Below are 23,108 nucleotides of genomic sequence, written 5' to 3'. Positions count from 1 at the left end.
TCCTGCACCGGAGCCTGGGTTAGGTTGTTCCACCGCCCGTTCCTCCTGCACCGGAGCCTGGGTTAGTTGTTCCACCGCCCGTTTCTCCTGCACCGGAGCCCGGGTCGGTTGTTCCGCCGCCTGTCTCGGGCACTTCTCCGCTGTCCTGCACGTTGTTTTCGATTTGAATGATATTATCCAGCGCGATTTCGTCTTTGCCGATTTTGGCAAAGTGTTTCCCGTCCCGAATGAGGATGGAATCTACAACCCCGCTCTTGGTCGAAATCGTCCCGGTTTTATCCTTCGCCGTCTCTATCCAGCTGACTTTCTTGCCGATCAGGCTGGAAGCCGCTCCAAGGGACTGCCGCATTTCCGTTAACTGGGACGAGATATTCATCAGCTGTTCCAGTGAAGTGAATTGGGCCATCTGGGCGATAAACTCCTTATCCTCCATTGGCTGAAGCGGATCTTGGTATTGGAGCTGTTTTATCAAAATGCTCAGAAACTGGTCTTTGCCGAGAGTCGTCTTCTCTTCCGTCTTGCCCGCTTTTTTGATATTATCCGTTGAATAGTAGGGCCAGACGGATTTGCTTACCATGTTTGAATTTGAGGCCATATCTTACTCACCTCCCGGTCTTTAAGCTTTTGCGGTAAATGTACCGCCATGATCCTCGTTCTCGATTTCGGCGCGTTCAGCTAGCCATTCATTCCATTCGTCAGTCAAAGAAGCTGCCGTTACGGCATCGTCCGTTTGCATGTCCTTATCCTTTGAACGCTTGTTCGACTGCTGTTGTCCGGAACCCGGCTGGCGCCCTTCCTGATAAAACTGGGATGTAGGGGACTGGCTGCTTTGGGAAACTTCCAGTTTTTCGACCTGCAGCCCTTGACCTTGCAAAGCCGCCCTTAACTGGGACATCTGTTGATCCAGCAGTTCTTTGGCATCCGAATTTCGGGTCAGGAACTGGGCCACGAGTTGCCCGTTTTGCATGCTGATTTTGATATCCACCTGTCCAAGATGCTCAGGGGTGAGCGAAATCCTTGCTTCCGTAAAGCCTTGGTGTTTGACGATTTCGAGCTTGTTTACGACAAACTGCGTCATGTCTTTAGCGAATTGTTCGACCGGGATGGGCGGAGCCGTTTTTACCGGTGCGTTCAATCCCGCACGAAGCGCAAGCTGTCCGGCAGTTACAGGGCCGGTTTCGGATAAGGGGCTTCCCTTGCCGATGCCCGCCTCTTCCTGAAGCGGTTCACCGTTCCCATCGATTCCCGCCAACTTCGCCGCAGCTTCTGTCGAATCGTTCAATACCGGCGACGGTTTCGCGCTAATCTCAATCTGGTTCTTCCCCGGAGCTAAAGTGCTTTCGGCTTTCCCTTCGGCAGGCTGGATACCTGGAGAGTGGGCTTTCAGTTCGGTTTGTCCTTTTGTTTCATTCCCGGCTGCTTCCATAAGAGAATGAAAAGACTGAACCAAATTGGCCAACTCCTGCTTGGTCTGGCCCGATAATTCCGTTGATTTCACCATATTCCCGAGCTGCATCATGGCATCCTGCAGCGCAAAACGCACGGTTTCCGGTTGCGAAGCAAGCGGTGATAGCGTTTGATCCGCTTGCGGTGCGAAGTTGATCGGCAAGCTGTCCTGATCGGCTGAAGGGGTAGACTCGACCGGTATTTTGGTCAGTAACCCGGAAGCCTGCAAAAGCCAGGCTTGAAGCTCCTTTAACAGGGAAGGGTCTTTTTCAAGGGCCTCCTCCAGTTTTTCCAACCTCTTTAAAAGCGCTTGGAGCATCTGAATAAGGTCAAACGCGTCCTCTTCCGATTTCGGCAGCCCTCCGGCAGCCATCGACGGCGTTTTCGAGGTTTCGCCCTCGCCTGATAGGGCCGCGATCTCCTTCAGCATTTCGGCCGAAGCATTCAGCATCAGTAAAGCGGTCTCCGGGTTTGGCGTAGCAGGCGCCGGTGTTCCCGTCATTTGCTGAACAAGGGCTTGTCCGAAGGCTCCGCCCGTTCCCTGCGACTTGCCGGTTTCAGAGGTTTTGCCACCCTTCGCTGCATTCACCGCGGCCGCCACATTTTGAAATATCAATGTCATTGTTTTTTTCACCTCCTTTCATATAGAAGGAATTCGAAAAAAATAATTTACTTGGCTCCCATCAGCCGGTTCAACACCTTGGCGGCAAGTTCCGGATTTTCGGAGGACATGGCATTTAAAATTTTTGCCCGCGTGCTGTCGTTGACGGAATTTAAGATGGTAATTGCCTTGGCCGGGCTTATTTTATAGGTTTGCGCAAGCAGCTTGGCAGCGCTGCTTGGCGTCATTTGGGCGAAGGTTTGGCTAAGCTGGCTTTTGTCCAAATTGTCACTCGCCTTTTCGGCCCCCTTCTCCTCGTTCTTCTTCAGCCGGGACTGCAGAGCCGCAATCGCCAAATCCTCGGAAGGCTTTGCGTCCTTGAGCATCATCGTCGCTTCGGCCGCCGTCTTGGGGTCCATCTTTTCCAAAATGGCCACTCTGCTGTTGCTTTTCATTTCGCTCAGCATCAATACCATTTCTTCGGTCGTCAGGTTCTGCATAATCGGAGCGGCTTTGCTGGGACTCATATTCGCATACATTTTCGACAGTTCGCGAATCTGCTTCAGATACGAATCTTCTTCCGGTTCCTCGGTTTCCTCCGGTTGGTTCTGCATATCGTCAATTTGGGTTTGAAGCTGTTTGGCTTTATTTTCTTGAGCCGTTTTTTTGTTCCGTCATCTCTTTCAGGGATTGTTCCCGTTCGGAGAGCTGCTTTTTTCAGTTCCTGAATCGTGGCCTCCGCGCTGACTTCCTGGTCCTTGAGTTTCTTTTCTTTTTCTTCTTCCGGCGTCAACTTAGGATCCGGAACCCAATTCTTTACGATCGGAATTTTATTGGCGACATCCATCATGCCGTTTCGGACATTGACATTAAACAGCGTCAGCAGCACGGCAACCAAAACAATCGTAAAAATGATCGGAATCAGAAAAAGCAATATTCGTTCAAATCCCCCGCTTGATTCTTCTTTATCGATCGGCATATCGTTTCGAGCCACTTTTCGTATTCCTCCTTTACGGGCATACCACTGGGTTTTCAAAGCCTAGCGGGCGTTCATGGCATAACGTACCGTCGCCATTTCGTCCAGCTCGTTTTGTTCCCGAAGGAGACTTTCATGCCGGAACTTTTCCTTTGACTTTTCTCTGGCCTTGAGCCACACTTTTTCGTCAAGCATCTTGACGGTCAATTGCTCCTGTTTCTCGTTGACATTGACATGGGCGATTCGGATATCGTCCCGTTTTTTTTTCAATGCAGGAATCCAGGTATTCCGCGTATGCCTGTATGTTCCGAATTTCGGCTACCGGCGCGCATCGCTGAGCTGCCTCCTGCTGGGCGGCAAACATCCGGTCGCGCATTTCGAACAACTCGCTAAGGCTTTTTTCCTCAGCCTGCAGTTTGCCGATCGCCATCGACAACATCCACTCCGCCTGTGTTTTCTCATTTCCTTTTAAGTCCACGATTTTCTGGAATGCGTAGTGAAATTTCATCGTTCAAATGTCAACTCCTTGAAAATTCGGAAATCAAGCGTTCCTGAACATCGCTCAATGTCACTTTTTCATTCACTTTTTGCTTCGTAAAATCCCATATCTGCTGAATGTACTCGATCGATTCGTCGATTTCCGGGTTGGAGCCCTTCTGGTAAGCGCCGATATTGATCAAATCCTCGGAATCCTTATAGACCGCCATTAGACGCTTGATATTCTCCGCCGCATCGATTTGGGCTTCGGGCGCGATATCTTTCATGACCCGGCTAATACTGGCGAGAACATCGATCGCTGGAAAATGCCCCTTGTTCGCGATGTTCCGGTTCAGCACGATATGACCGTCGAGTATCCCCCGTACGGCATCGGCAATCGGCTCGTTCATGTCATCGCCGTCGACCAGAACGGTGTAGAAGGCGGTAATGGAGCCTGCCGGCCCTGTTCCCGCTCTTTCAAGCAGCTTCGGAAGGCTTGCGAACACGGACGGCGTGTAACCGCGCATGGCCGGAGGCTCGCCTACCGCCAGACCGACTTCCCGCTGTGCCATGGCATACCGCGTAACCGAATCCATCATCAGCATGACATTCAATCCGCGGTCCCTGAAATATTCGGCAATCGTGGTGGCGATCAAAGCGCCTTTAATTCGTATTAAAGCGGGCTGATCGGACGTCGCAACGATAACTACCGACCGCTGCAAGCCTTCAGGGCCCAAGTCCCGCTCAATAAAATCCAGGACTTCCCTCCCCCGCTCGCCTACTAAAGCGATCACGTTTACATCGGCAGAGGTATTTCTGGCGATCATCCCCATCAAGGTACTCTTGCCTACCCCCGAACCCGCAAATATGCCGACCCTCTGACCCTTGCCTACCGTCAACAAACCGTCGATCGCCCTTACCCCGATGCTGATCGGCTCCTGTACCCTCGGCCGATTAAGCGGATTCTGTGGCACGTTGTTCGTTGAGCTGTACGGCATTCTGGCCGGAAGAATGGAGCCGTCAAGCGGTTGGCCCAGCCCATCAAGCACCTTGCCGAGAAGCTCCGATCCCACCTGAACGCTCAATGGCTTCCCCGTCCCCACGACGTCGCATCCGGGTCCGATGGAATGCAGTTCGCCAAGCGGCATGAGGAGCACTTTATTGTCCCTAAAACCGACAACCTCCGCTTGCAGCGGCTTGGATTGCTTGGTCGGGTAAATGTAACAAACGTCACCGACGCTGGCATCCGGGCCTTCGGATTCGACCATGAGACCGATAACCTGGGTTACTTTTCCGTTAATCCGTACCGGGTCAATATGCTTGAGATGTTCCACGTAACGGCGACTGTCAAGCTTCTTCATCTTGATTTCTCCGCTCCCCGTCATCCAGCGATATGCGGATCAGTTCTTTTTTTGATCTCCACCAGTTGGGTATCGATCCGGGCGTCCACGCTTCCGAAAGATGAGCGGATCACGCATCCCCGGTCCTTAACCGTGGCATCGGGCAGGATCTGCAGCTCGGCTTGCGAATCGACGCTCATGGCCAACTCTTCTCTTGCCGCATGCACAAATGCGAATTGGGATGGGGCAACGCAAAGCGAAATGACGCCCTTCTCCCGTTTTCGGGCCAGGTTTTTCTTGATCAATTCCAGCACGAAGCCGGGTTCAATCGTCAGCTGCTGATCCACGATCTTCTCGGCAATGGAACAGCTTAAATCTACGAGAAACGGCTCGGCCTCCAGTATCAGTTCTTCTTGGGCTTCATAAGCCTGCTGAAGCAGCAGCCTGGCATCTTCCGACGTCCGCTCTATAAGCTGTTTCATTTCCAGCTCCGCTTTCTCCGAGCCTTCCTGGTAACCTTGCTGAAAACCTTCGGCTCTGGAGGCTTCGACGATCGATTCATCCTGGCTGCGCTTGTCTTCCCACCAGGCCGCGATTTGCGCCTGCGCTTCCGCCAGGATTTTCTCCGCTTCTTCAGAGGCTTCCCGAATCTGTCGTTCGGCAAATTCCTTAGCGTCCCGAAGCATTTCCTCCTTGATCCGTTGAGCTTCAGCTAACGTATGATGAACGGTCGGGTCCGCAGGCTGAACCTTATCTTCCTCTTCATGATCCGGTTCAACCGCCGGGGCTATATACCTGCGGGCCAAATCCAGCTCTTTCAAGACATCCACCGGCATATACTGTGAAGGTTTGATCAGATTAGACAATAATGTCATCTCCTCCGCCGCGAGCGATAATGATTTCGCCTGCTTCCTCAAGTCTCCGGATCGTGCTCACGATGCGAGTCTGCGCTTCTTCGACGTCACGCAGCCGCACGGGCCCCATGTATTCCATCTCTTCCTTGAAGGTTTCGGCCATCCGTTTGGACATATTGCGGAAAATAACGTCTCGAACCTCTTCGCTGGCCACTTTAAGCGCAAGCTGGAGATCCGCGTTCTCGATGTCGCGAATAATCCGCTGTATCGAACGGTTGTCCACATTGACGATATCCTCGAAGACAAACATCCGTTTTTTGATCTCTTCCGCGAGTTCAGGATCCTGGATTTCCAGCGCGTCCAGAATGGTCCGTTCCGTTCCCCGGTCGACGCCGTTCAAGATTTGAACGATCGATTCAATACCGCCGGCGCTTGTATAATCCTGAGTAACCGTAGCGGACAATTTCTGTTCCAATACGCGCTCGACCTGATTGATGACCTCCGGAGACGTGCTGTCCATGACGGCAACCCTGCGGGCCACCTCGGCCTGTTTTTCCTGAGGCAGCGAAGACAGGATCACGGCAGCCTGTTCGAATTGAAGGTATGAAAGCACGAGAGCTATCGTTTGAGCGTTCTCATTCTGAATAAAGTTCAAAATTTGGCTTGGATCTGCTTTTCTCGCAAAATCAAACGGGCGAACCTGAAGGGTGGCCGTCAACCTGTTGATAACTTCCAAGGCTTTTTGTTGACCCAGCGCTTTTTCCAAGATTTCTTTGGCGTAAGTAATGCCGCCCTGGGATATATATTCCTGTGCCAGACATATTTGGTGGAATTCCGACATGATGAGTTCTTTTTCGCCGCTGTCCACTTTCCGGACGTTTGCGATTTCCAGCGTCAGCTGTTCGATTTCCTCATCTCTCAAATGCTTGAAAATTTCCGCGGATACTTCCGGTCCGAGCGTAATTAACAAAATCGCGGCTTTCTGACGTCCGCTTAACGTTTGGTTAGTTCCTCTGGCCAATGATTCCACTCCTATTCCTCAGCTAGCCACGTACGAAGCAAATTAACGAACTCGTCGGGTTTCTTTTTCGCCAGCGTTTCAAGCTGCTTGCGAACTTGACTTTCATTCGTCACACTTTCCAGGTTAATGGATGGGAACTCGGTTGTCGGCGGAAGCGGAATATCCTCTTCTTCCATTTCCTGCTGTTTGCGTCTGCGGACAAAGAAGAAAATTCCTCCTGCAACCAGTGCCAGTGCAGCCAGCCCGATACCCCACATTAGCGGGTTAGAAAGGATAGATTTTGTGTTTTCCTCAGTATTGGTATTAATTACTTTTGAAACAACCGAAACTTTTTTTGCTTAGTTCTGCGTCTGTATAAGTAAGACCTGAATCTGCGAGCGAAGCTCTGACAATGTTGACCAAAACATTCTCGATCGCGCCTCTTGTCGCTTCATCCAGATTTTCCTGCCCTGCAGGCGGTTCAACCGAAACATTAATGGTTAAATCTTTAACGGAGTATGGGCTTTGGACAACATCACGGGTAATACGATTCACATCATAATTCTTAGTAACCGAACTTTCTTCTGAATTCGTTTCCCCGCTCGTCGCATCGCTGGGATATCCAGGAACCTCTTCTTCGCCTGTGCCTGCTACTCCGCCTGATGGACTATTTGTTCCCGAATAATTTTTTTTGAATTTCCTGTATGCTGATTTCGATGCCCTTCATCTCTTCTTCGTCAACCGGAGTGACGAGGTTTTCCTTGCTTTGGACTTGATCGAAATTAAGCTTGGAAGCAACGAGGACATTCACTTTATTCGGTCCCATATACTGGGAAAGAAACTGTTGCACATTCTGGCGAACTTCGCTTTCATATTTCTTTTGCAGCGCGAAATTCTCCTCGACCTTGCCGATGAGTCCGCCCTGCCCCCCTTTTGCGGTGGCGAGAAGCTCAACCTCATCGTTCGTGATGGTTATGTTTTCGATCGGAAGATTGGGAACCGATGTTTTAACCAGATTGTAATAGCTGTCGATGACTTCTTGATTTGGACGGTATCCCGGTTTAAATTCGACGACTACCGATGCCGTGGCTTTTTCCCTGTCGGCTGTTGAAGCAAACACGCTTTCTTTCGGCAGATTGAGCAGTACCGTCGCATCCTTGACGCCGCTCATTTTTTCAAGCATGCGTTCGACTTCGCCGTTTAAGGCATTTACATATTTCACTTCAAACTCGTTTTCGGTCATCCCGATGGCCGATGAATTTTGCTCGAAGGTTTCAAGGCCTATGGTCCCGTTTTGGATAAGCCCTTGCGATCCCACATCGATTTGGGCCTTTGTGGCATCGGTGCTCGGAACCGAAATGCTTCTGCCGTCCGGGCTTAGTTTATACGGAATGTTCTGGGATTCAAGATAGTTTATAATTCCCGCAGCGTCAGTGGAATCCAGGTCACGAAAGGCAACTTGATATTCCGTTTTGGAGAGCTGCATGGTCATTACGACAATCGCGATCAAAATAAACGAGATTGTCGATATTAACATGATTTTGGTTTTTTTGCCGAGTTGATTCCAATATCCGGTTACCTTTTCCCGATATTGGGCGATTCGTTCGTTCACATTGTCACCCCATCCGAAACTTTGCTGAAAAAATTAAATTTGCGTGCGCATGATTTCTTGATAGGCTTCTACCACCTTGTTTCGGACCTGCGTCGTGAGCTGCACGCTCAGCAAAGCCTGTTGAGCCGATATCATTGCTTGATCTACGTTTACCTGCCCAAGCATTAATTTGTCTGTCATGATGTTGGCATTCTGCTCTTGCGAAGCAACGGATTGAAGCGCGTCTTCGAGATAAGAGCCGAATTGGCGAATCGAATCCGACGGTGTCGTTGCGGCTTTGGGGGTCGGCTGCGTCGTCTGCAGCCCCAAGGAGCCGGTGCTGAACATCGTATTTTGAATCATGAATCTTCCCTCCCATTCCTCTATATGTATTATGCGGTCTTTTTTATCTATCTGCCGATTTCCAGTGCCTTCGCCACCATCGCTTTCGAAGCGTTTAATGCTGTCACATTGGCTTCATAGGATCGGCTGGCTGAGATAAGGTCAACCATTTCTTTCGTTATGTCGACGTTAGGCATCATTACGTAACCTTCGGCATTGGCATCCGGATGGCTTGGGTTGTAAACAGGCTTAAGCGGCGACTGGTCTTCCCGTATGGAACCTACCTTTACGCCCTGACCCAACCGGTTTCCCCCATCCATCTGGGACTGAAGGACCTGTTCGAAAGAGTTCTTCACCGGTTCCATAACAACAACCTTTCTCCGATAAGGAACGGCCTCCCCGTTTCTGACCTGGGCCCTGGTTGTCTCGGCATTCGCTATGTTGGAAGAAATGACGTCCATTCTGAACCGCTGGGCGGTTAATGCCGATGCGCTGATATTAAAGCTGTTAATGAAACTCACGTGGTTTACCTCCCTTCCACTGCAGTCCGCATGATCCGAATATGATTGTTAACCGCTTGAATGTAAGAATTATATCGCAGTTGATTTTCGGCAAGAAGTGTCATTTCTCTCTCAACGTCGACATTATTTCCGTTGTTATTCATGGCGCTCGTTTGGTCCGTGCGGATCGAAGGCTCCGGAATGCGTCCCGAAGGCCCAATCACAAAGTGCCTGGAATCTGTTCTGTTGCCGGAAAGCGTCGACTTTACCCCGTTCATTTCCTTCTGCAAAAGACTCTCAAATGCTACTTCAGACCTCTTATAGTGCGGTGTATCCACGTTTCCGATATTATTCGCTAACACCTGGTTCCTCAGGTTGGCGGCATTCAATCCGCTCTCCAATCTTTCAAAGCTGCTGCTGCCCAATAAATTCACCAGACCCATCCCTTCTCTCTAAGACGTTGGAGAAACATATTCCACATAACGCAACAAAATCCTTTTTTTCGACATGCGAAAATTAATTCATACGCACTAATCTAGGTCTTAAGTAGAAAAAAGACAACATGATGTCACCTAAAATAAGTTTCTTAGAGATTGGGACTTTTTTACAATAAGAAAAAAAGCCCTATCTTTTTCCAAAAAGAAGGGCTTGAGGTTCATTTTTTATTCGTTTTTATCCTAAATTTTTCAAAAATATGTGAGATATTGAGATAGAACCATGTCGATGGTACTTGTAACTAGGACATTAGATAAAGCTGAAAGAATAAATTATATACGCTTATTGTCCTGATTTATTGCCGACTTGTGAAATCATTTCGACAAATCCGGCTTGATTAATCGACATTTTATGATGAATCGTTCAATAATGTCGATTGCTTCTTGTAACAGCTTCTCCATTGAATATTTCAATACCATCCTACAGGATGTATTGACTCAAATCCCGGTCTTGTGCAATATCGGCAAGCTTTTCTTTCACGTACTGAGGGGTAATCACCATGCGTTCAAGCGTTAATTCCGGCGCTTCAAAGGAAAGGTCCTCCAAAAGTTTCTCCAAAATCGTATGCAGGCGCCGGGCCCCGATGTTTTCCGTGTTTTGGTTCACGGAAGCCGCAATCTGGGCAATTTCGCGAATCGCCTCGGGCGAGAACTCGACCTCGATGTCTTCGGTGCGAAGCAGGTGGACGTACTGTTTGGTCAGGGCATTTTCCGGCTCGGTCAGAATGGAAACAAAATCGTCAAGGGACAGGCTGCTCAGTTCAACGCGGATCGGGAAACGTCCCTGAAGCTCCGGAATCAAATCCGAGGGCTTGGCAATATGGAAAGCCCCTGCGGCGATAAAGAGAACATAATCCGTCTTGACAGGCCCGTACTTGGTCATGATGGTAGATCCTTCGACAATGGGCAAAATATCCCGCTGAACGCCTTCGCGGGACACGTCCGGACCCGAAGCGCGGCCCTGGCTCGCTACCTTGTCGATCTCGTCGATAAATATGATTCCGGACTGCTCCGCACGACGGATCGACTCCTGGACCACATCGTCCATGTCGATCAGTTTTGCCGCTTCTTCCTGTGTCAGCACTTTGCGTGCTTCCTTGATGGCAAGCTTCCGCTTCTTCGTGCGTTTAGGCATAAGGCTTCCGAACATTTCCTGCATATTCATGCCCATCTGATCGTTTCCTTGGCCGGCGAACATATCAAACATGTTAGGTGCCGTATCCTCGATATCGATTTCGATAAGGTCGTCCTCCAGCTTGCCGGACAGCAGATTGAAGCGAACCTGTCTCCGTTTCTCCTTCACAGAATTGTCGGTTTCTTCCGATTCTTCCTGAATTTCTCCGGACTGCGCATTCCCGCCGCCGAAGAGCATTTCAAACGGATTCCGCTGACTTTTTTTGACGGTTTTGCGACGGCACAAGAATCTGGACGATCCGCTCGTTCGCCATCTCCTCAGCTTTGTCTTTCACTTTTTCGGTCCGTTCCAGTTTTACCATACGGATTGCGGTTTCCACCAGGTCGCGAACCATGGATTCCACGTCGCGGCCCACGTAACCCACTTCCGTGAATTTCGTTGCTTCCACTTTGACGAAAGGAGCATTGACAAGTTTGGCCAGTCGTCTTGCAATTTCGGTTTTGCCTACGCCCGTCGGTCCGATCATCAAAATGTTTTTAGGAACAATCTCGTCACGCTCGGCTTCCGTCAGACGGCTGCGGCGGTACCGATTGCGAAGCGCAACGGCCACGGACTTCTTGGCCTGCTTTTGCCCGACAATATATTTGTCGAGTTCGGCAACAATTTGCCTTGGGGTCATCGATTCGTTATACATCGTCATTCCTCCACCCTGATTGGCTGTTCATCGAGTCTAACGGATTACAACTCTTCCACAATGATATTTCCGTTGGTGTATACGCATACCTCGGATGCAATTTGCAAAGCCTCTCTTGCGATTTCTTTCGCCTCCATATGCTGGGCATGACGCTTCAGCGCCCGACCGGCCGACAAAGCGAAATTGCCGCCCGATCCGATGGCCAGAACGTCATCATCGGGTTCGATGATTTCGCCTCCGCCCGAAATGAGCAGCATCCCGCTTTTATCCATAACGATCATAAGCGCCTCCAGTTTGCGAAGGACGCGGTCCTGACGCCAATCTTTGGCCAGTTCAACCGCCGCCCGCTGGAGATTGCCCTGATGCTCTTCAAGCTTGGCTTCAAATTTTTCAAATAACGTGATTGCATCCGCCACAGAACCGGCAAAACCGGCGACAACTTGTCCCCGGTAAAGACGGCGCACTTTTTTGGCGGTCTGCTTCATTATGACGCTTTCCCCGAAGGTAACCTGCCCGTCTCCGGCAATGGCGGATTTGCCGTTATGCCGAACCGCGCAGATCGTCGTCGCGTGAAAAGTCATTTCCATGATGGCCGACCTCCCTAAAATACGAAATATGAAATGGTTATATCGAGTTCAAATCATGCGTATGGATAAACTCGCGAAGCTGCTCGAGGGCGCGATTTGCAAGCGCCTCGTTTTTCTCTTTTTTGTTGCGGATGCGTCTTCCCAAACCCGGCAAAAGCCCGAAGTTTGCGTTCATGGGCTGAAAATGCTCCGGATCGGCATGGGTAATGTAATGGGCCATGCTGCCAATGGCCGATTCCTCCGGAAAGACGAGCCCTTCTTTGCCAAGCGCCGCTAACGCCGCGTTAATGCCCGCAATCAAGCCGGAGGCCGCTGACTCTACGTACCCTTCCACTCCCGTCATCTGGCCCGCCAAATATATATTAGGACGGGGTTTAACCTGATAGGTCTGCTGCAGGAGTTTTGGCGAGTTGACAAAGGTGTTGCGGTGCATGACGCCGTAACGGACGATTTCTGCATTTTCCAGTCCCGGGATCATGGAAAACACTCGTTTTTGCTCGCCCCATTTGAGGTGTGTCTGAAAACCTACCAAATTATAAAGCGTCCCGGCCGCGTTGTCTTGTCGGAGCTGAACGACAGCGTAAGGAAGCTTGCCGGTGTGGGGATTGACCAGGCCGACAGGCTTCATCGGCCCGAACAGAGCCGTCTGCTTGCCCCGCTTCATCATGACCTCGATCGGCATGCAGCCCTCAAAGTAGATTTCCTTCTCGAATTCTTTAAGCTCCGCAACCTCCGCGCTGATCAGCGCGTCATAAAACGCGTTGAACTCCTCCTCCGTCATCGGACAGTTCAGGTAAGCCGCCTCGCCTTTGTCGTATCTGGAGGCGAGATAAACCTTGCTCATATCGATGGAGTCCTTCTCGATGATGGGAGCCGCCGCATCGTAGAAATAAAAGTAATCCTCGCCCATCAGCTTGCGGATTTCTTGGGAGAGCGCCGGCGATGTCAGCGGGCCTGTTGCTATGACAACGATGCCTTCTTCAGGTATATGCTGAATTTCTTCGTTTACGACCTTAACCAATGGATGATGATGGAGGGTATCCGTAATTTCGCCGGAAAATCCGTCCCGGTCCACCGCCAGGGCTCCGCCGGCCGGAACCGCATTACGGTCGGCGGAACCGATGACCAGCGAGTTCAGCATCCTCATTTCTTCCTTCAGGACGCCAACCGCATTGGTTAGACCGTTCGCCCGAAGCGAATTGCTGCATACAAGCTCTGCAAATTTATTCGTGTGATGGGCAGGCGTCTTCACGACGGGCCGCATTTCGTATAAAGTGACCGGCACCCCGCGGCTTGCAATTTGCCATGCGGCCTCGCTTCCCGCGAGACCGGCGCCGATGACGGTAACACTAGGTATGTCTGCCAATTTCAAAACCCCCTGTATGCCTTACATATCTGCACTATCATCCGGCTCTTCCATCATTTCGGAATGGTCACACGCCGTACATTGCAGTTTGATGCCCTGCTTGCTCTTCTTTTCGACCATCAAGCTGCCGCAGCTCGGACATGGCTTCGTCGAAGGTTTATCCCATGAAACGAAATCGCATTCGGGGTAACGGTCGCATCCGTAAAAAAACGCGCCCCTTCTTGCTTCGTCTTTCCACAACATGGCCTTCCTTGCATTTCGGGCAAGTGACACCGATGTCTTTTATAATCGGTTTGGTATTCCGGCAATCCGGAAATCCCGAGCAAGCCAGAAATTTCCCGAATCGGCCGAGCTTGTATACTAGCGGCTTACCGCATTTTTCGCAGATTTCATCCGAGACCTCATCTTCGATCTCGATTTCCTTCATTTCTTCCTCGGCTACTTCAAGCCTTTTCTCGAAAGATTTATAGAACTCGGACAACACCTTGACCCAGTCCTCGGCCCCTTCTTCCACATGGTCAAGATCTTCCTCCATGTTGGCCGTGAATTCCACATTCAGAATTTCGGGGAAAAACTGCTCCATCTGCTCGATGACCAGTTCGCCCAGTTCCGTAGGCACGAACTTTTTTTCCTCGATCGCCACATAGCCGCGTTTTTTGGATCGTCTCCAAGGTTGGGGCATAGGTACTCGGTCTTCCGATTCCCAATTCCTCCAGGGTGCGCACAAGACGTGCTTCCGTGTACCGCGGAGGCGGCTGGGTGAAATGCTGCTTCGGTTCGATATTCTCTTTGGTCAGCACGTCACCCTTATTCAGCTCGGGGAGAAACTTTTCCTCTTCGGTCGTGCCGTCGTCGTTGCCCTCTACGTAGACCTTCATAAAGCCCGGGAAACGTACCTTCGAGCCCGTGGCGCGGAAGACGGTCGGTCCTGCCGCAATATCAACCGAAAGCGTGTCAAGCACGGCCGAAGCCATCTGGCTTGCAACAAAGCGTTCCCAAATCAACTTATACAGGCGCAACTGGTCGCGGCTCAGAAAAGGCTTTAAGCTGTCCGGATCGTGCAGTACGGACGTTGGGCGGATCGCTTCGTGGGCGTCCTGGGCATTGGCCGCTTTTTTTGGAATACTGCCTCGGACTTTCCGGAACAAATTCCTGACCGTATTTGCCGGTAATATAGTCCTTGGCTTCTCCCTGGGCGGTTTCCGAAATTCGGGTGGAGTCCGTACGCATATAAGTAATGAGACCGACCGTGCCTTCTTTCCCCAGCTCAACGCCCTCATAAAGCTGCTGGGCAACCGACATGGTTTTCGCCGCGCGGAAACCTAACTTGCGGGCCGCCTCCTGCTGCAACGATGAGGTCGTAAAAGGCGGCGAAGGATGCCGTTGCCGCTCTCTTTCCTTAACTTCGCCGACTTCAAAAGCGGCATCCTTAATCAGCGACAAAATCTCATTGACTTCCTGCTCGTTGCCAAGTTCTTTTTTGGTCCCGTTCAATTGTAAAAATTTGGCCTCAAAGGAAGAGCCTTTAATCGCCAGCTTTGCCGTGATGGTCCAGTACTCCTCCGGAACGAAAGCGCTGATTTCGTTCTCGCGGTCCAGGATGATCTTGACCGCTACCGATTGCACGCGTCCGGCCGAAAGCCCTTTTTTTTACTTTCTTCCATAATAAAGGGCTGATTTTATATCCCACAAGCCGGTCCAGGATACGCCTTGCCTGTTGCGCATTAACCAAATCCATATTGATTTTGCGCGGCGTTTTAAAAGCGTCCTTGACCGCCGTTTTGGTGATTTCGTTAAACACGACCCGAAGGCTTTGGGACTCATCCAGCTCCAGAGCGTGCGCCAAATGCCAGGCAATAGCCTCCCCTTCACGATCGGGGTCAGCTGCCAGATACACTTTTTTCACCTTTTTGCTCGCATCCTTAAGTTCCTTCAAGACAGAACCTTTTCCGCGGATCGTAATGTATTTCGGATTGAAATCGTTTTCGACTTCAACCCCGATTTGGCTTTTCGGCAAATCGCGAACATGGCCCATCGATGCCTTCACGATATATTTGCTGCCGAGATATTTGCCAATCGTCTTCGCCTTGGCCGGCGATTCTACGATGACGAGTGAATCCGCCACAGGTTCATCCTCCTCTCCAACATTCAAATTTCCCTTTAAATAAGCTTATATATAGCACCGGGTAATTGGGTAATCTGCTTTTTTATGATTAAAGATAACAGAACTGAATGCAAATGTCCAAAATCCCACCGGGTCCGTTCCAATATTTCATCCAGCGTACCCGGCCCCTGTTCCAACATATGGTATATTTTCATTTCATCGTTTGTCAACCCGTCCATGGTTGGTATCATGCCGTTGTCCCCGTGAAGGTTACGCTTCGGGCTTTCTCCTTGAAGGAGCGGAAAGCGCCATCTATACTCCTCCGTTACATCTTCTGCGCATGTCACCGGCTTAGCCCCCTGCTTGATCAGATTCAGCGTTCCCTGGCTTTTCGGCGACGTGATGGGCCCCGGCACCGCATATACGTCCCGGCCGGCTTCCAATGCCGCGTCAGCCGTAATGAGAGAGCCGCTCTTGACGTCCGCTTCCACTACAAGCGTCCCTAGAGCCAAACCCGCGATAATCCGGTTGCGCTGCGGAAAGAAACCGGGAAGCGCCTTTGTTCCTGGAGGATACTCGGAGATAATAAGGCCTTGTTTGGCTATCTCTTCATATAATGACCGATTTTCCGAAGGATAAACGATATCTATGCCGGATCCGAGCACGGCAATGGTCTTTCCGCCGAACCGCAGAGCCGTATCATGAACAACGCTGTCGATTCCTCTCGCCATGCCGCTGACAATCGTTAATCCAGCGCGACACAGTTCTTCCGCCAGCATAGAGCCTACCTTGCGCCCATACGCCGTAGGTATGCGAGTACCAACCATCGCGAGCCCCGGTTCGTTTAATAGATGAATATTTCCCATAGCATACAGAACCCAAGGTGCCTGCGGAGTAGACTTTAACATGTCGGGGTAGCTTTCATCAAGTCTCGTAATGATTTCTACCCCGTTTTGTCTTCTTTTTGCAGTCGCTTCAGCTCCCGCAAGGCCTCTATTCGATTCTGTTTTTTCTGAACGCCCTGCCAATTTTCGGCAGATTTCATGGACCGAATCCGGTAGGGATACGGAAAGCTTTCTAGCCGTATCGACAGGAAGACCGCACTTCAACCATTCACTCTCCGTATAACGAACCATTTCCTCTTTTTAAGCCTGCAACCATAATGCGTTCTATCGTTTTCCAACCTACGCCCTCCGTCTCATGCAAGGCAACCAGCAAAGCGTTCATCATATTTTCCTTCATTAATATGACCTCCTTGGATATTTGGCCTAAAACACAAAAAGCAACCCTTTATTTCCTGTTAAGGAAACAAAAGGTTGCTTACCTATACCGCTATTCGTTACTGTCCTGCAATCACTAGTGTGTCGTGCACAGATTCAGGATGCCTTTTTCCTCCAGCACGCTGACCAGCGTAGACCCCATATCGGACGGAGTCGGAGCCACTTTGATTCCGCAAGCCTCAAGAACCGAAATCTTCTCTTTCGCCGTTCCTTTACCGCCTGAAATGATGGCACCGGCGTGCCCCATGCGTTTGCCCGGAGGCGCTGTGGCGCCGCCGATGAAGCCGACGACCGGCTTCGTCATGTTGGCTTTGATCCATTCGGCAGCCTCTTCTTCCGCCGTACCGCCGATTTCACCGATCATGATGACGGCATGCGTCTGAGGATCGTCATTAAAGAGCTTCAGAATATCGATGAATTCCGAGCCTTTCACCGGGTCGCCCCCGATGCCAATCGCGGAGGATTGTCCGATTCCGCGTGCCGTGAGCTGATGAACCGCTTCATACGTAAGGGTTCCGCTTCGGGATACGACGCCGACATGCCCTGGCATGTGAATGTAACCCGGCATGATGCCGATTTTGCACTCGCCCGGCGTGATGACGCCAGGACAGTTAGGACCGATCAGACGGGTCTTTTTGCCTTCCATGTAACGGGCGACTTTGACCATATCCAGTACCGGAATGCCTTCGGTGATGCAAATGACGAGTTCCATTTCGGCATCTACCGCTTCCATGATGGAATCGGCTGCGAAAGCCGGAGGTACGTAAATGACGCTTGCCGTTGCACCGGTCTTGGCTTTTGCTTCTTCGACGGTATTAAATACCGGAAGGCTTACCGTTTCCCCGTTTTCCAAGGTGATGTCGACTTGGGTGCCGCCTTTGCCCGGAGATGTTCCCCCAACCATTTGCGTACCGTAATCCAAAGCTCCTTTAGCATGGAACAGGGCGGTTTTACCGGTAATCCCTTGTGTGATGACTTTCGTATTTTTATCGACCAAAATACTCACGATTGATTCACATCCCCTATTGTTATTTGAAAATGAAAGCAACCGCACGGCCGGACATCCGTCCTTCGTGCCATGCTCCTTCAGGAATGAATATTACTGAACGAGAGAAACGATCTTCTGCGCTCCGTCCGCCATGGAATCCGCCGGTACGATATTCAGTCCGGATTCGGCCAGAATCTGTTTGCCCAGATCAACGTTCGTGCCCTCGAGGCGAACGACGAGCGGCCGGGTAAGACCGAGCTGCTTCGCGGCTTCCACCACGCCGGTCGCGATGACGTCGCAGCGCATGATGCCGCCGAAAATATTAACGAAGATCCCTTTGACCTGCGGATCGGAGAGGATGATTTTGAAAGCCTCCGTAACCTTCTCCGTCGTCGCGCCGCCCCCTACGTCGAGGAAGTTGGCCGGATCGCCGCCATAGTATTTAATGATATCCATCGTAGCCATCGCAAGACCGGCACCGTTAACCATACAGCCGATATTGCCGTCCAAGGCTATGTAACTCAGATCATATTTGGACGCTTCGATCTCCTTCTCGTCCTCTTCATCCAAATCGCGGAGCTCCTGAATGTCTTTATGGCGGAACAGGGCGTTGGAATCGAAGTTCAGTTTGGCGTCAAGCGCCATGACGTTGCCGTCCCCGGTTACGACGAGCGGGTTGATCTCGGCAATCGAGCAGTCCTTTTCCACAAAAGCAGTGTAGAGCGCAATCATGAATTGAGACGCTTTGCCTACAAGCTCTTTCGGTATATTGATGGCATAAGCCAGTTTGCGGGCCTGGAACATTTGCATGCCTACCGCAGGGTCAATGACTTCCTTGAAAATTTTCTCCGGCGTGGCAGCCGCAACCTCTTCGATTTCGGTACCGCCTTCCTCCGAAGCCATCATGACGACACGGCCGGTACTTCTGTCAACGACAACGCCGACATAATACTCCTTGCGGATATCGCAGCCTTCCTCGATAAGCAAGCGCTTAACTTCCTTGCCTTCCGGTCCGGTCTGGTGGGTTACCAGCACCTTGCCCAAAATTTCTTCGGCATAGGCACGCACCTCGTCCAAACTTTTAGCGACTTTGACACCGCCGGCTTTACCGCGTCCGCCTGCATGGATTTGCGCTTTGACAACGGTTACGGGACTGCCCAGCGATTTGGCAGCCTCAACGGCCTCATCCACCGTGAATGCCACCTTGCCGTTCGGAACGGCTACTCCATATTGCTTCAGTACTTGTTTTCCTTGATATTCATGGATATTCATTCTGGAATCCTCCTATCAACGTGACTGGAACAAGGCCTTGCGAACCTATATACAAACCCAAGCTATTGTAACATGTTTTTAAAACGCTTACCTTAAAAAGTTCATAACTTATCCACAGCTTTTTGATATGGATTTGATTCCAAGCAGAGAATGCTTGGGAATTTATGTAAAACAATAGTTGAAATATGACACATATTATACGATCATTAACGTTTGCGAATGCTTTTTGCAATGCTTATTATCATACGTTTGACCACATAGAACCCCAGAGCAATAAGGATCAGGGTCAGTATGAGACCTTCCCATATAATAGTCATCGGTTCCCCTCCCGGAAAGATAGATTACTGAAATATTTACCATTAAACTCGCTATTTGTCAAAAGGTTGAAACTTATACTGGCGATTAAAAGGTAATTATTGACTTACCCGCCGGCTTTTCTTAAAATATAAGCCAAGCATAAAACGAACGATATGGACCGCGGAAATAAGGAAGCACCTTTTTTCGGATCATATCCCAGCCGCAGTACGCCGGGACTTATCTGAAGGAAGGTGTTTTTGGTATGTACGGAAAGCTTCACAGCGCATGCCTTTACGGCATTGACGGCGTCATCATCCAGGTGGAGGCGGACCTTGCCAACGGGCTCCCGCAAACTTCGATCATCGGCCTCCCAGACTCCTCCATCCGCGAATCGGTTGAACGCGTGAGGGCGGCCATCAAAAACTGCGGATATGCCTATCCGCTGCAAAGGGTTACGATCAATCTGGCGCCCGCGGACCTCCGAAAGGAAGGGGCCGCCTTCGATCTGGCCATCGCGCTGGGCATATTAACGACCAGCGGACAGGTGCAGCTGCCAGGCGCGGACAGGCTGCTCGTCATCGGTGAGCTCGCGCTGGACGGCAGCCTCCGGCCCGTGACCGGAGTGCTGTCCATGGCCGAGCGCGCCAAGCGGGAAGGATTCGAGGGGCTGCTTCTCCCCGTGGAGAATGCGCCGGAGGCCGCCCTGATCGGGGGACTGAATATTTACGGCATCTCGCATCTGAATGACCTCGAAGACAAATCCGGGGACCGGGAGTCCGGGAAATCCGGAAGCGAATTCGCCTCCGTCACAAGCAGGCCGGAAAAAGCGCCTGTGATCGTCTCTTTGGACCGGCTTGCTTATACCCCGCTTTCTTCTGCTGCCCGGGCCTCATACCGCGGCGAAGCTGCCTCTTTGGAGGATTATCGCGACGTGTTCGGGCAGCAGCACGTCAAACGGGCTTTAACGATTGCGGCTGCAGGCATGCATAACATCATCCTGATCGGCCCCCCGGGAACCGGCAAAACCATGCTGATCAAGCGCCTGCCCACCATTTTGCCGGAGCTCAGCGAGCAGGAATCGTTGGAAACGACAAAGATCTTCAGTGCCGCCGGCAAGCTGAAGCAAACGGAAGGACTCCTGCGCCGCCGCCCGTTCCGCTCTCCGCACCATACGATCTCGCCCGGCGGCCTGATCGGGGGCGGAACGATACCGAAGCCGGGCGAAGTAAGCTTGGCACACCGCGGCATTCTGTTCCTGGATGAACTGCCGGAGTTCTCCCGCAGCGTCCTGGAGGTATTGAGGCAGCCGATGGAGGATCATGAAGTGACGATCAGCCGGGCCCGGGCGGTGTTCACCTACCCCGCCCGATTCATGCTCGCATGTTCGATGAATCCGTGTCCGTGCGGATATTATGGAAGCGATCACCCGCTTCAACGCTGCACATGCAGCCTCCGACGGATTGCCGGTTACCGATCAAAAATCTCCGGACCGCTCCTGGATCGGATCGATATCCAGGTCGACGTGCCCCGTCCTAAAGAAATGCCGGGGGCCTCGGAGCCTTTATCATCCGAAGAAATGCGGAAGGATGTCGACGCAGCTCGGGAAATCCAGCTGAGGCGATACCATGGCACTCCTTTCCGTTGGAACAGCGAGCTCTACGGAAGTGCCCTTCGCCGCTATGCGCCGCTGGACCAGGAAGCCGGCCGGATTCTCAACTCCACGCTTGAAGCCCTCGGGCTCAGCATGCGTGCGTATGACCGGATTCTCAAGCTTTCCCGGACGATCGCGGATCTGGATGGTAGCGGCAGTATTACCTCCGCTCACATTGCCGAAGCGATCCAGTACCGTTAGCTTGACATGAAAACCGTTTATGCCGACGAAATTGGCCAGTAAACCTCTGTATGTCCCGCTATAATTGTGGTTAAACTCTGCCGCTGTGCTTGGCCGGCAGTTTCTTCAACGACCAAAACGGGAAACTTGCTGTGAGAAGAACAACGGATTGAGGCCATTCCGCATGCTCAACGAAAGCAACCGTGTTTTGTTGCCGTTATTCCATCAAAGAAAAGCCCCTTCCCTTATAGCATTTTCGCAATGTGCGCCAGTTGCGGCGCTGCATAGCGGGCGGTTATACCCCAACCTATCTTCTTTCTCAAAAAAACCGGTTCCTGCCAGGGATATTCCTGGAGAACCGGTTTCTTCAATATAGAAAAATGATCATGTTTCCTCATCGTTCAGAACGCATTCGGAATATGCTCAACGGAAGCGGGGGTTAGGTCCGCATTCAACATGACAGCCACCACATCAAAACGGATCGGCCTGTCATGGTACTTCTTGAGATGGATATACTGCATGGCCGTATTACGGACCTGGGCCATTTTTCGAAGGTCAACCGATTCGCTTGGCGTCCCGAATGCCCCCGTTCCGCTGCGGCTCCGCACTTCAACGATCACCAGAACCCCTTCATGCTCGGCGATAATGTCAAGCTCTCCGGTCCGGCAGCGCCAATTGCGGTCAAGAATGCGAAACCCTTTTCCTATTAGGCAAGCGGCAGCCGCGTCTTCCGCAGCGGCCCCTTTTTGCTTGCGGGTTATTTTCCCTTCTCCCGCCGACGATTTCATGACGCTCCCCTCCCTTCCTTGGCCTGACCTTCCGCCTGATAAACATAGGTCAGCACTTCCGCCACGAGCTGGTATAATTCCGGCGGAATCTGCTGATCCAGATCCAGCTTGGAGAGAACCTCGACAAGGGCTGCGTCCTCCTGCACGGGAACGCCGTGCTCCTTCGCCCGTTCCAGAATGGTCTCCGCCAGTTTTCCTTGTCCTTTCGCCGTCACAACGGGCGCGTCGTTTTCTCCGGGGGTGTATTTTAAAGCCACTGCTTTTTTTCATGGCAAGAGACGGCTCGGTGTCTTTCCCGATCATATTCTTACGTCCACCCCTTTGTAAACCTGCGGAGTATATTCCCCGGCCGTGCTGCCGGCCGTATGCTCGGTCCCCGTGTTGGAAGGTTCGGGAAGGGGACCCGTTTTCATGCTCAGCAGCTGGTAGCCGATCGATTCCACCGCCGCGGCCAGTTCGTCCCTTTTGGATTCGAACAATTCTCCCGCCCATGCATTGTCGTTCCGCATTTGAAGGCTGACAATCCGGTCAACCACATGAACGTCAATCACCGTATGCCCCAAATGCTTCATTTCCAGGTCAAACCAAAGCCGGCAGTTCGTCGGATCCAGTTCGCCTTTCCGCCCTCTCCGGGATTGAATATGCACCGAAGCCGTCTGCTCTCCGTCCGGTCCGTGCAAAGGTATAAACAGGGTGACCTGGGCAAAGGGAGCGGTCCGGTCCGTATTCAACAGAAGCTGCTGCCCTGTCAGATGCTGCACGACCTGTTGGGCGGCCTCTTTCAGGGCCGGAGGGATATCGTCGGCCCCTGCCATCTGAAGCAGCAAACCCTTTAGGGTCTCCTGTGTTTCGGATGCAGCCGAATTCACTGCGGCGGTCTGCGGCGGCTGCGGCGGGGCCTGGGTCATAGCCTGGCGCTCTCCTGCGGATTGACCGCCCGGAAGCTGTAAAGCCGCGGAAGGCTGTCCGGCTTCATGAGGCGTCCGGGCTCCCGTCACCGAACCGGAAGCCGCACCCGCCGGAGACTGCGCCTGGCCGGAGGTTTGGCTTCCTGCCGGTGCATCCTCCGCGCCCGGCGCTCCCTGAGACGGCTGAGCCGCAACCGCGGCCGTGCTGCCAGCCGGGCCGCGTCCCTGCGCAGCGGC

The 23,108-nt window shown here is 51.8% G+C and carries 19 protein-coding genes and 7 pseudogenes; 1 reads left to right on the top strand and 25 read right to left on the bottom strand.

Annotated elements, in window-relative coordinates; translation table 11 throughout:
* Positions 1–19: 19 nt before the first annotated feature.
* The 22 genes and pseudogenes from XI25_RS27210 to sucC form a co-directional block, all read right to left on the bottom strand.
* Positions 20–595: a flagellar hook capping FlgD N-terminal domain-containing protein gene (locus XI25_RS27210; protein WP_046681042.1), complete on the bottom strand. Its 576-nt coding sequence runs from the start codon at positions 593–595 to the stop codon at positions 20–22.
* A 21-nt stretch (positions 596–616) separates the two neighbouring features.
* Positions 617–2,068 (bottom strand): flagellar hook-length control protein FliK, encoded by a 1,452-nt coding sequence (locus tag XI25_RS27205; RefSeq protein WP_046681041.1) that lies wholly within the window; start codon positions 2,066–2,068, stop codon positions 617–619.
* Positions 2,069–2,115: 47 nt separating this feature from the next.
* Positions 2,116–3,026 (bottom strand): annotated as a pseudogene (locus tag XI25_RS37100) (magnesium transporter MgtE N-terminal domain-containing protein).
* Positions 3,027–3,086: 60 nt separating this feature from the next.
* Positions 3,087–3,531, bottom strand: a pseudogene (gene fliJ / locus XI25_RS27195) (flagellar export protein FliJ).
* A 10-nt stretch (positions 3,532–3,541) separates the two neighbouring features.
* Positions 3,542–4,861, bottom strand: a complete 1,320-nt coding sequence (gene fliI / locus XI25_RS27190; protein WP_046681040.1) for a flagellar protein export ATPase FliI — start codon at positions 4,859–4,861, stop codon at positions 3,542–3,544.
* Positions 4,848–5,706: pseudogene (locus XI25_RS27185) on the bottom strand (FliH/SctL family protein). Before XI25_RS27185 ends, fliI begins: the two are co-directional and overlap by 14 nt.
* Entirely contained in the window at positions 5,699–6,715 is a 1,017-nt protein-coding gene (fliG, locus tag XI25_RS27180) for a flagellar motor switch protein FliG (RefSeq protein ID WP_046681039.1), read from the bottom strand. Before fliG ends, XI25_RS27185 begins: the two are co-directional and overlap by 8 nt.
* A gap of 11 nt (positions 6,716–6,726) precedes the next feature.
* Positions 6,727–8,306: pseudogene (fliF, locus tag XI25_RS27175) on the bottom strand (flagellar basal-body MS-ring/collar protein FliF).
* 33 nt (positions 8,307–8,339) lie between these two features.
* Positions 8,340–8,648 (bottom strand): flagellar hook-basal body complex protein FliE, encoded by a 309-nt coding sequence (fliE, locus tag XI25_RS27170; RefSeq protein WP_046681038.1) that lies wholly within the window; start codon positions 8,646–8,648, stop codon positions 8,340–8,342.
* 47 nt (positions 8,649–8,695) lie between these two features.
* The gene (gene flgC, locus XI25_RS27165; RefSeq protein ID WP_046681037.1) at positions 8,696–9,148 is read right to left on the bottom strand and encodes a flagellar basal body rod protein FlgC; all 453 of its coding nucleotides are present in this window, start codon (positions 9,146–9,148) and stop codon (positions 8,696–8,698) included.
* 5 nt (positions 9,149–9,153) lie between these two features.
* Positions 9,154–9,561, bottom strand: a complete 408-nt coding sequence (flgB, locus tag XI25_RS27160; RefSeq protein WP_046681044.1) for a flagellar basal body rod protein FlgB — start codon at positions 9,559–9,561, stop codon at positions 9,154–9,156.
* 481 nt (positions 9,562–10,042) lie between these two features.
* Positions 10,043–11,450, bottom strand: a pseudogene (gene hslU, locus XI25_RS27155) (ATP-dependent protease ATPase subunit HslU).
* A 44-nt stretch (positions 11,451–11,494) separates the two neighbouring features.
* Positions 11,495–12,037 (bottom strand): ATP-dependent protease subunit HslV, encoded by a 543-nt coding sequence (gene hslV, locus XI25_RS27150; protein ID WP_046681036.1) that lies wholly within the window; start codon positions 12,035–12,037, stop codon positions 11,495–11,497.
* Positions 12,038–12,074: 37 nt separating this feature from the next.
* Complete coding sequence (gene trmFO, locus XI25_RS27145; RefSeq protein ID WP_046681035.1) at positions 12,075–13,403, bottom strand: FADH(2)-oxidizing methylenetetrahydrofolate--tRNA-(uracil(54)-C(5))-methyltransferase TrmFO; 1,329 nt, start codon at positions 13,401–13,403, stop codon at positions 12,075–12,077.
* A gap of 21 nt (positions 13,404–13,424) precedes the next feature.
* Positions 13,425–13,646: a topoisomerase DNA-binding C4 zinc finger domain-containing protein gene (locus XI25_RS37095; RefSeq protein WP_442950443.1), complete on the bottom strand. Its 222-nt coding sequence runs from the start codon at positions 13,644–13,646 to the stop codon at positions 13,425–13,427.
* On the bottom strand, positions 13,561–14,085 hold the full coding sequence (locus tag XI25_RS37090; RefSeq protein ID WP_442950442.1) for a topoisomerase DNA-binding C4 zinc finger domain-containing protein: 525 nt from the start codon (positions 14,083–14,085) through the stop codon (positions 13,561–13,563). Before XI25_RS37090 ends, XI25_RS37095 begins: the two co-directional genes overlap by 86 nt.
* A 37-nt stretch (positions 14,086–14,122) precedes the next feature.
* Positions 14,123–15,029: pseudogene (locus tag XI25_RS37085) on the bottom strand (DNA topoisomerase); the annotation flags it as partial.
* On the bottom strand, positions 14,929–15,528 hold the full coding sequence (locus XI25_RS37080; protein ID WP_442950441.1) for a toprim domain-containing protein: 600 nt from the start codon (positions 15,526–15,528) through the stop codon (positions 14,929–14,931). The gene XI25_RS37080 and the pseudogene XI25_RS37085, both read right to left, overlap by 101 nt.
* 35 nt (positions 15,529–15,563) lie before the next feature.
* On the bottom strand, positions 15,564–16,616 hold the full coding sequence (dprA, locus tag XI25_RS27135) for a DNA-processing protein DprA (RefSeq protein ID WP_235440453.1): 1,053 nt from the start codon (positions 16,614–16,616) through the stop codon (positions 15,564–15,566).
* Positions 16,617–16,620: 4 nt separating this feature from the next.
* Positions 16,621–16,749: a hypothetical protein gene (locus XI25_RS35965; RefSeq protein ID WP_268794581.1), complete on the bottom strand. Its 129-nt coding sequence runs from the start codon at positions 16,747–16,749 to the stop codon at positions 16,621–16,623.
* Positions 16,750–16,863: 114 nt separating this feature from the next.
* Positions 16,864–17,793 (bottom strand): succinate--CoA ligase subunit alpha, encoded by a 930-nt coding sequence (sucD, locus tag XI25_RS27130; RefSeq protein ID WP_046681034.1) that lies wholly within the window; start codon positions 17,791–17,793, stop codon positions 16,864–16,866.
* A 93-nt stretch (positions 17,794–17,886) separates the two neighbouring features.
* A complete protein-coding gene (gene sucC, locus XI25_RS27125) occupies positions 17,887–19,047 on the bottom strand; it encodes an ADP-forming succinate--CoA ligase subunit beta (protein WP_046681033.1) in 1,161 nt (386 codons plus the stop codon).
* A 559-nt stretch (positions 19,048–19,606) separates the two neighbouring features.
* Here sucC and XI25_RS27120 point away from each other — a divergent pair.
* Positions 19,607–21,196, top strand: a complete 1,590-nt coding sequence (locus tag XI25_RS27120) for a YifB family Mg chelatase-like AAA ATPase (protein ID WP_046681032.1) — start codon at positions 19,607–19,609, stop codon at positions 21,194–21,196.
* Between the two features lie 380 nt (positions 21,197–21,576).
* On the opposite strand, the gene XI25_RS27115 is transcribed toward XI25_RS27120, so the two are convergent.
* From XI25_RS27115 to XI25_RS33530, 3 genes and pseudogenes are all read right to left on the bottom strand, one after another.
* A complete protein-coding gene (locus XI25_RS27115; protein WP_046681031.1) occupies positions 21,577–21,963 on the bottom strand; it encodes a YraN family protein in 387 nt (128 codons plus the stop codon).
* On the bottom strand, positions 21,960–22,220 hold the full coding sequence (locus tag XI25_RS27110) for an EscU/YscU/HrcU family type III secretion system export apparatus switch protein (protein WP_046681030.1): 261 nt from the start codon (positions 22,218–22,220) through the stop codon (positions 21,960–21,962). Before XI25_RS27110 ends, XI25_RS27115 begins: the two co-directional genes overlap by 4 nt.
* A gap of 42 nt (positions 22,221–22,262) precedes the next feature.
* Positions 22,263–23,108 (bottom strand): annotated as a pseudogene (locus XI25_RS33530) (hypothetical protein); the annotation flags it as partial.

It is taken from the genome of Paenibacillus sp. DMB20 (assembly GCF_000987955.1).
In the GTDB taxonomy this organism is placed as follows: Bacteria; Bacillota; Bacilli; order Paenibacillales; family Paenibacillaceae; genus Paenibacillus_AQ.
This window is presented reverse-complemented; position numbering and strand designations above follow the sequence as displayed.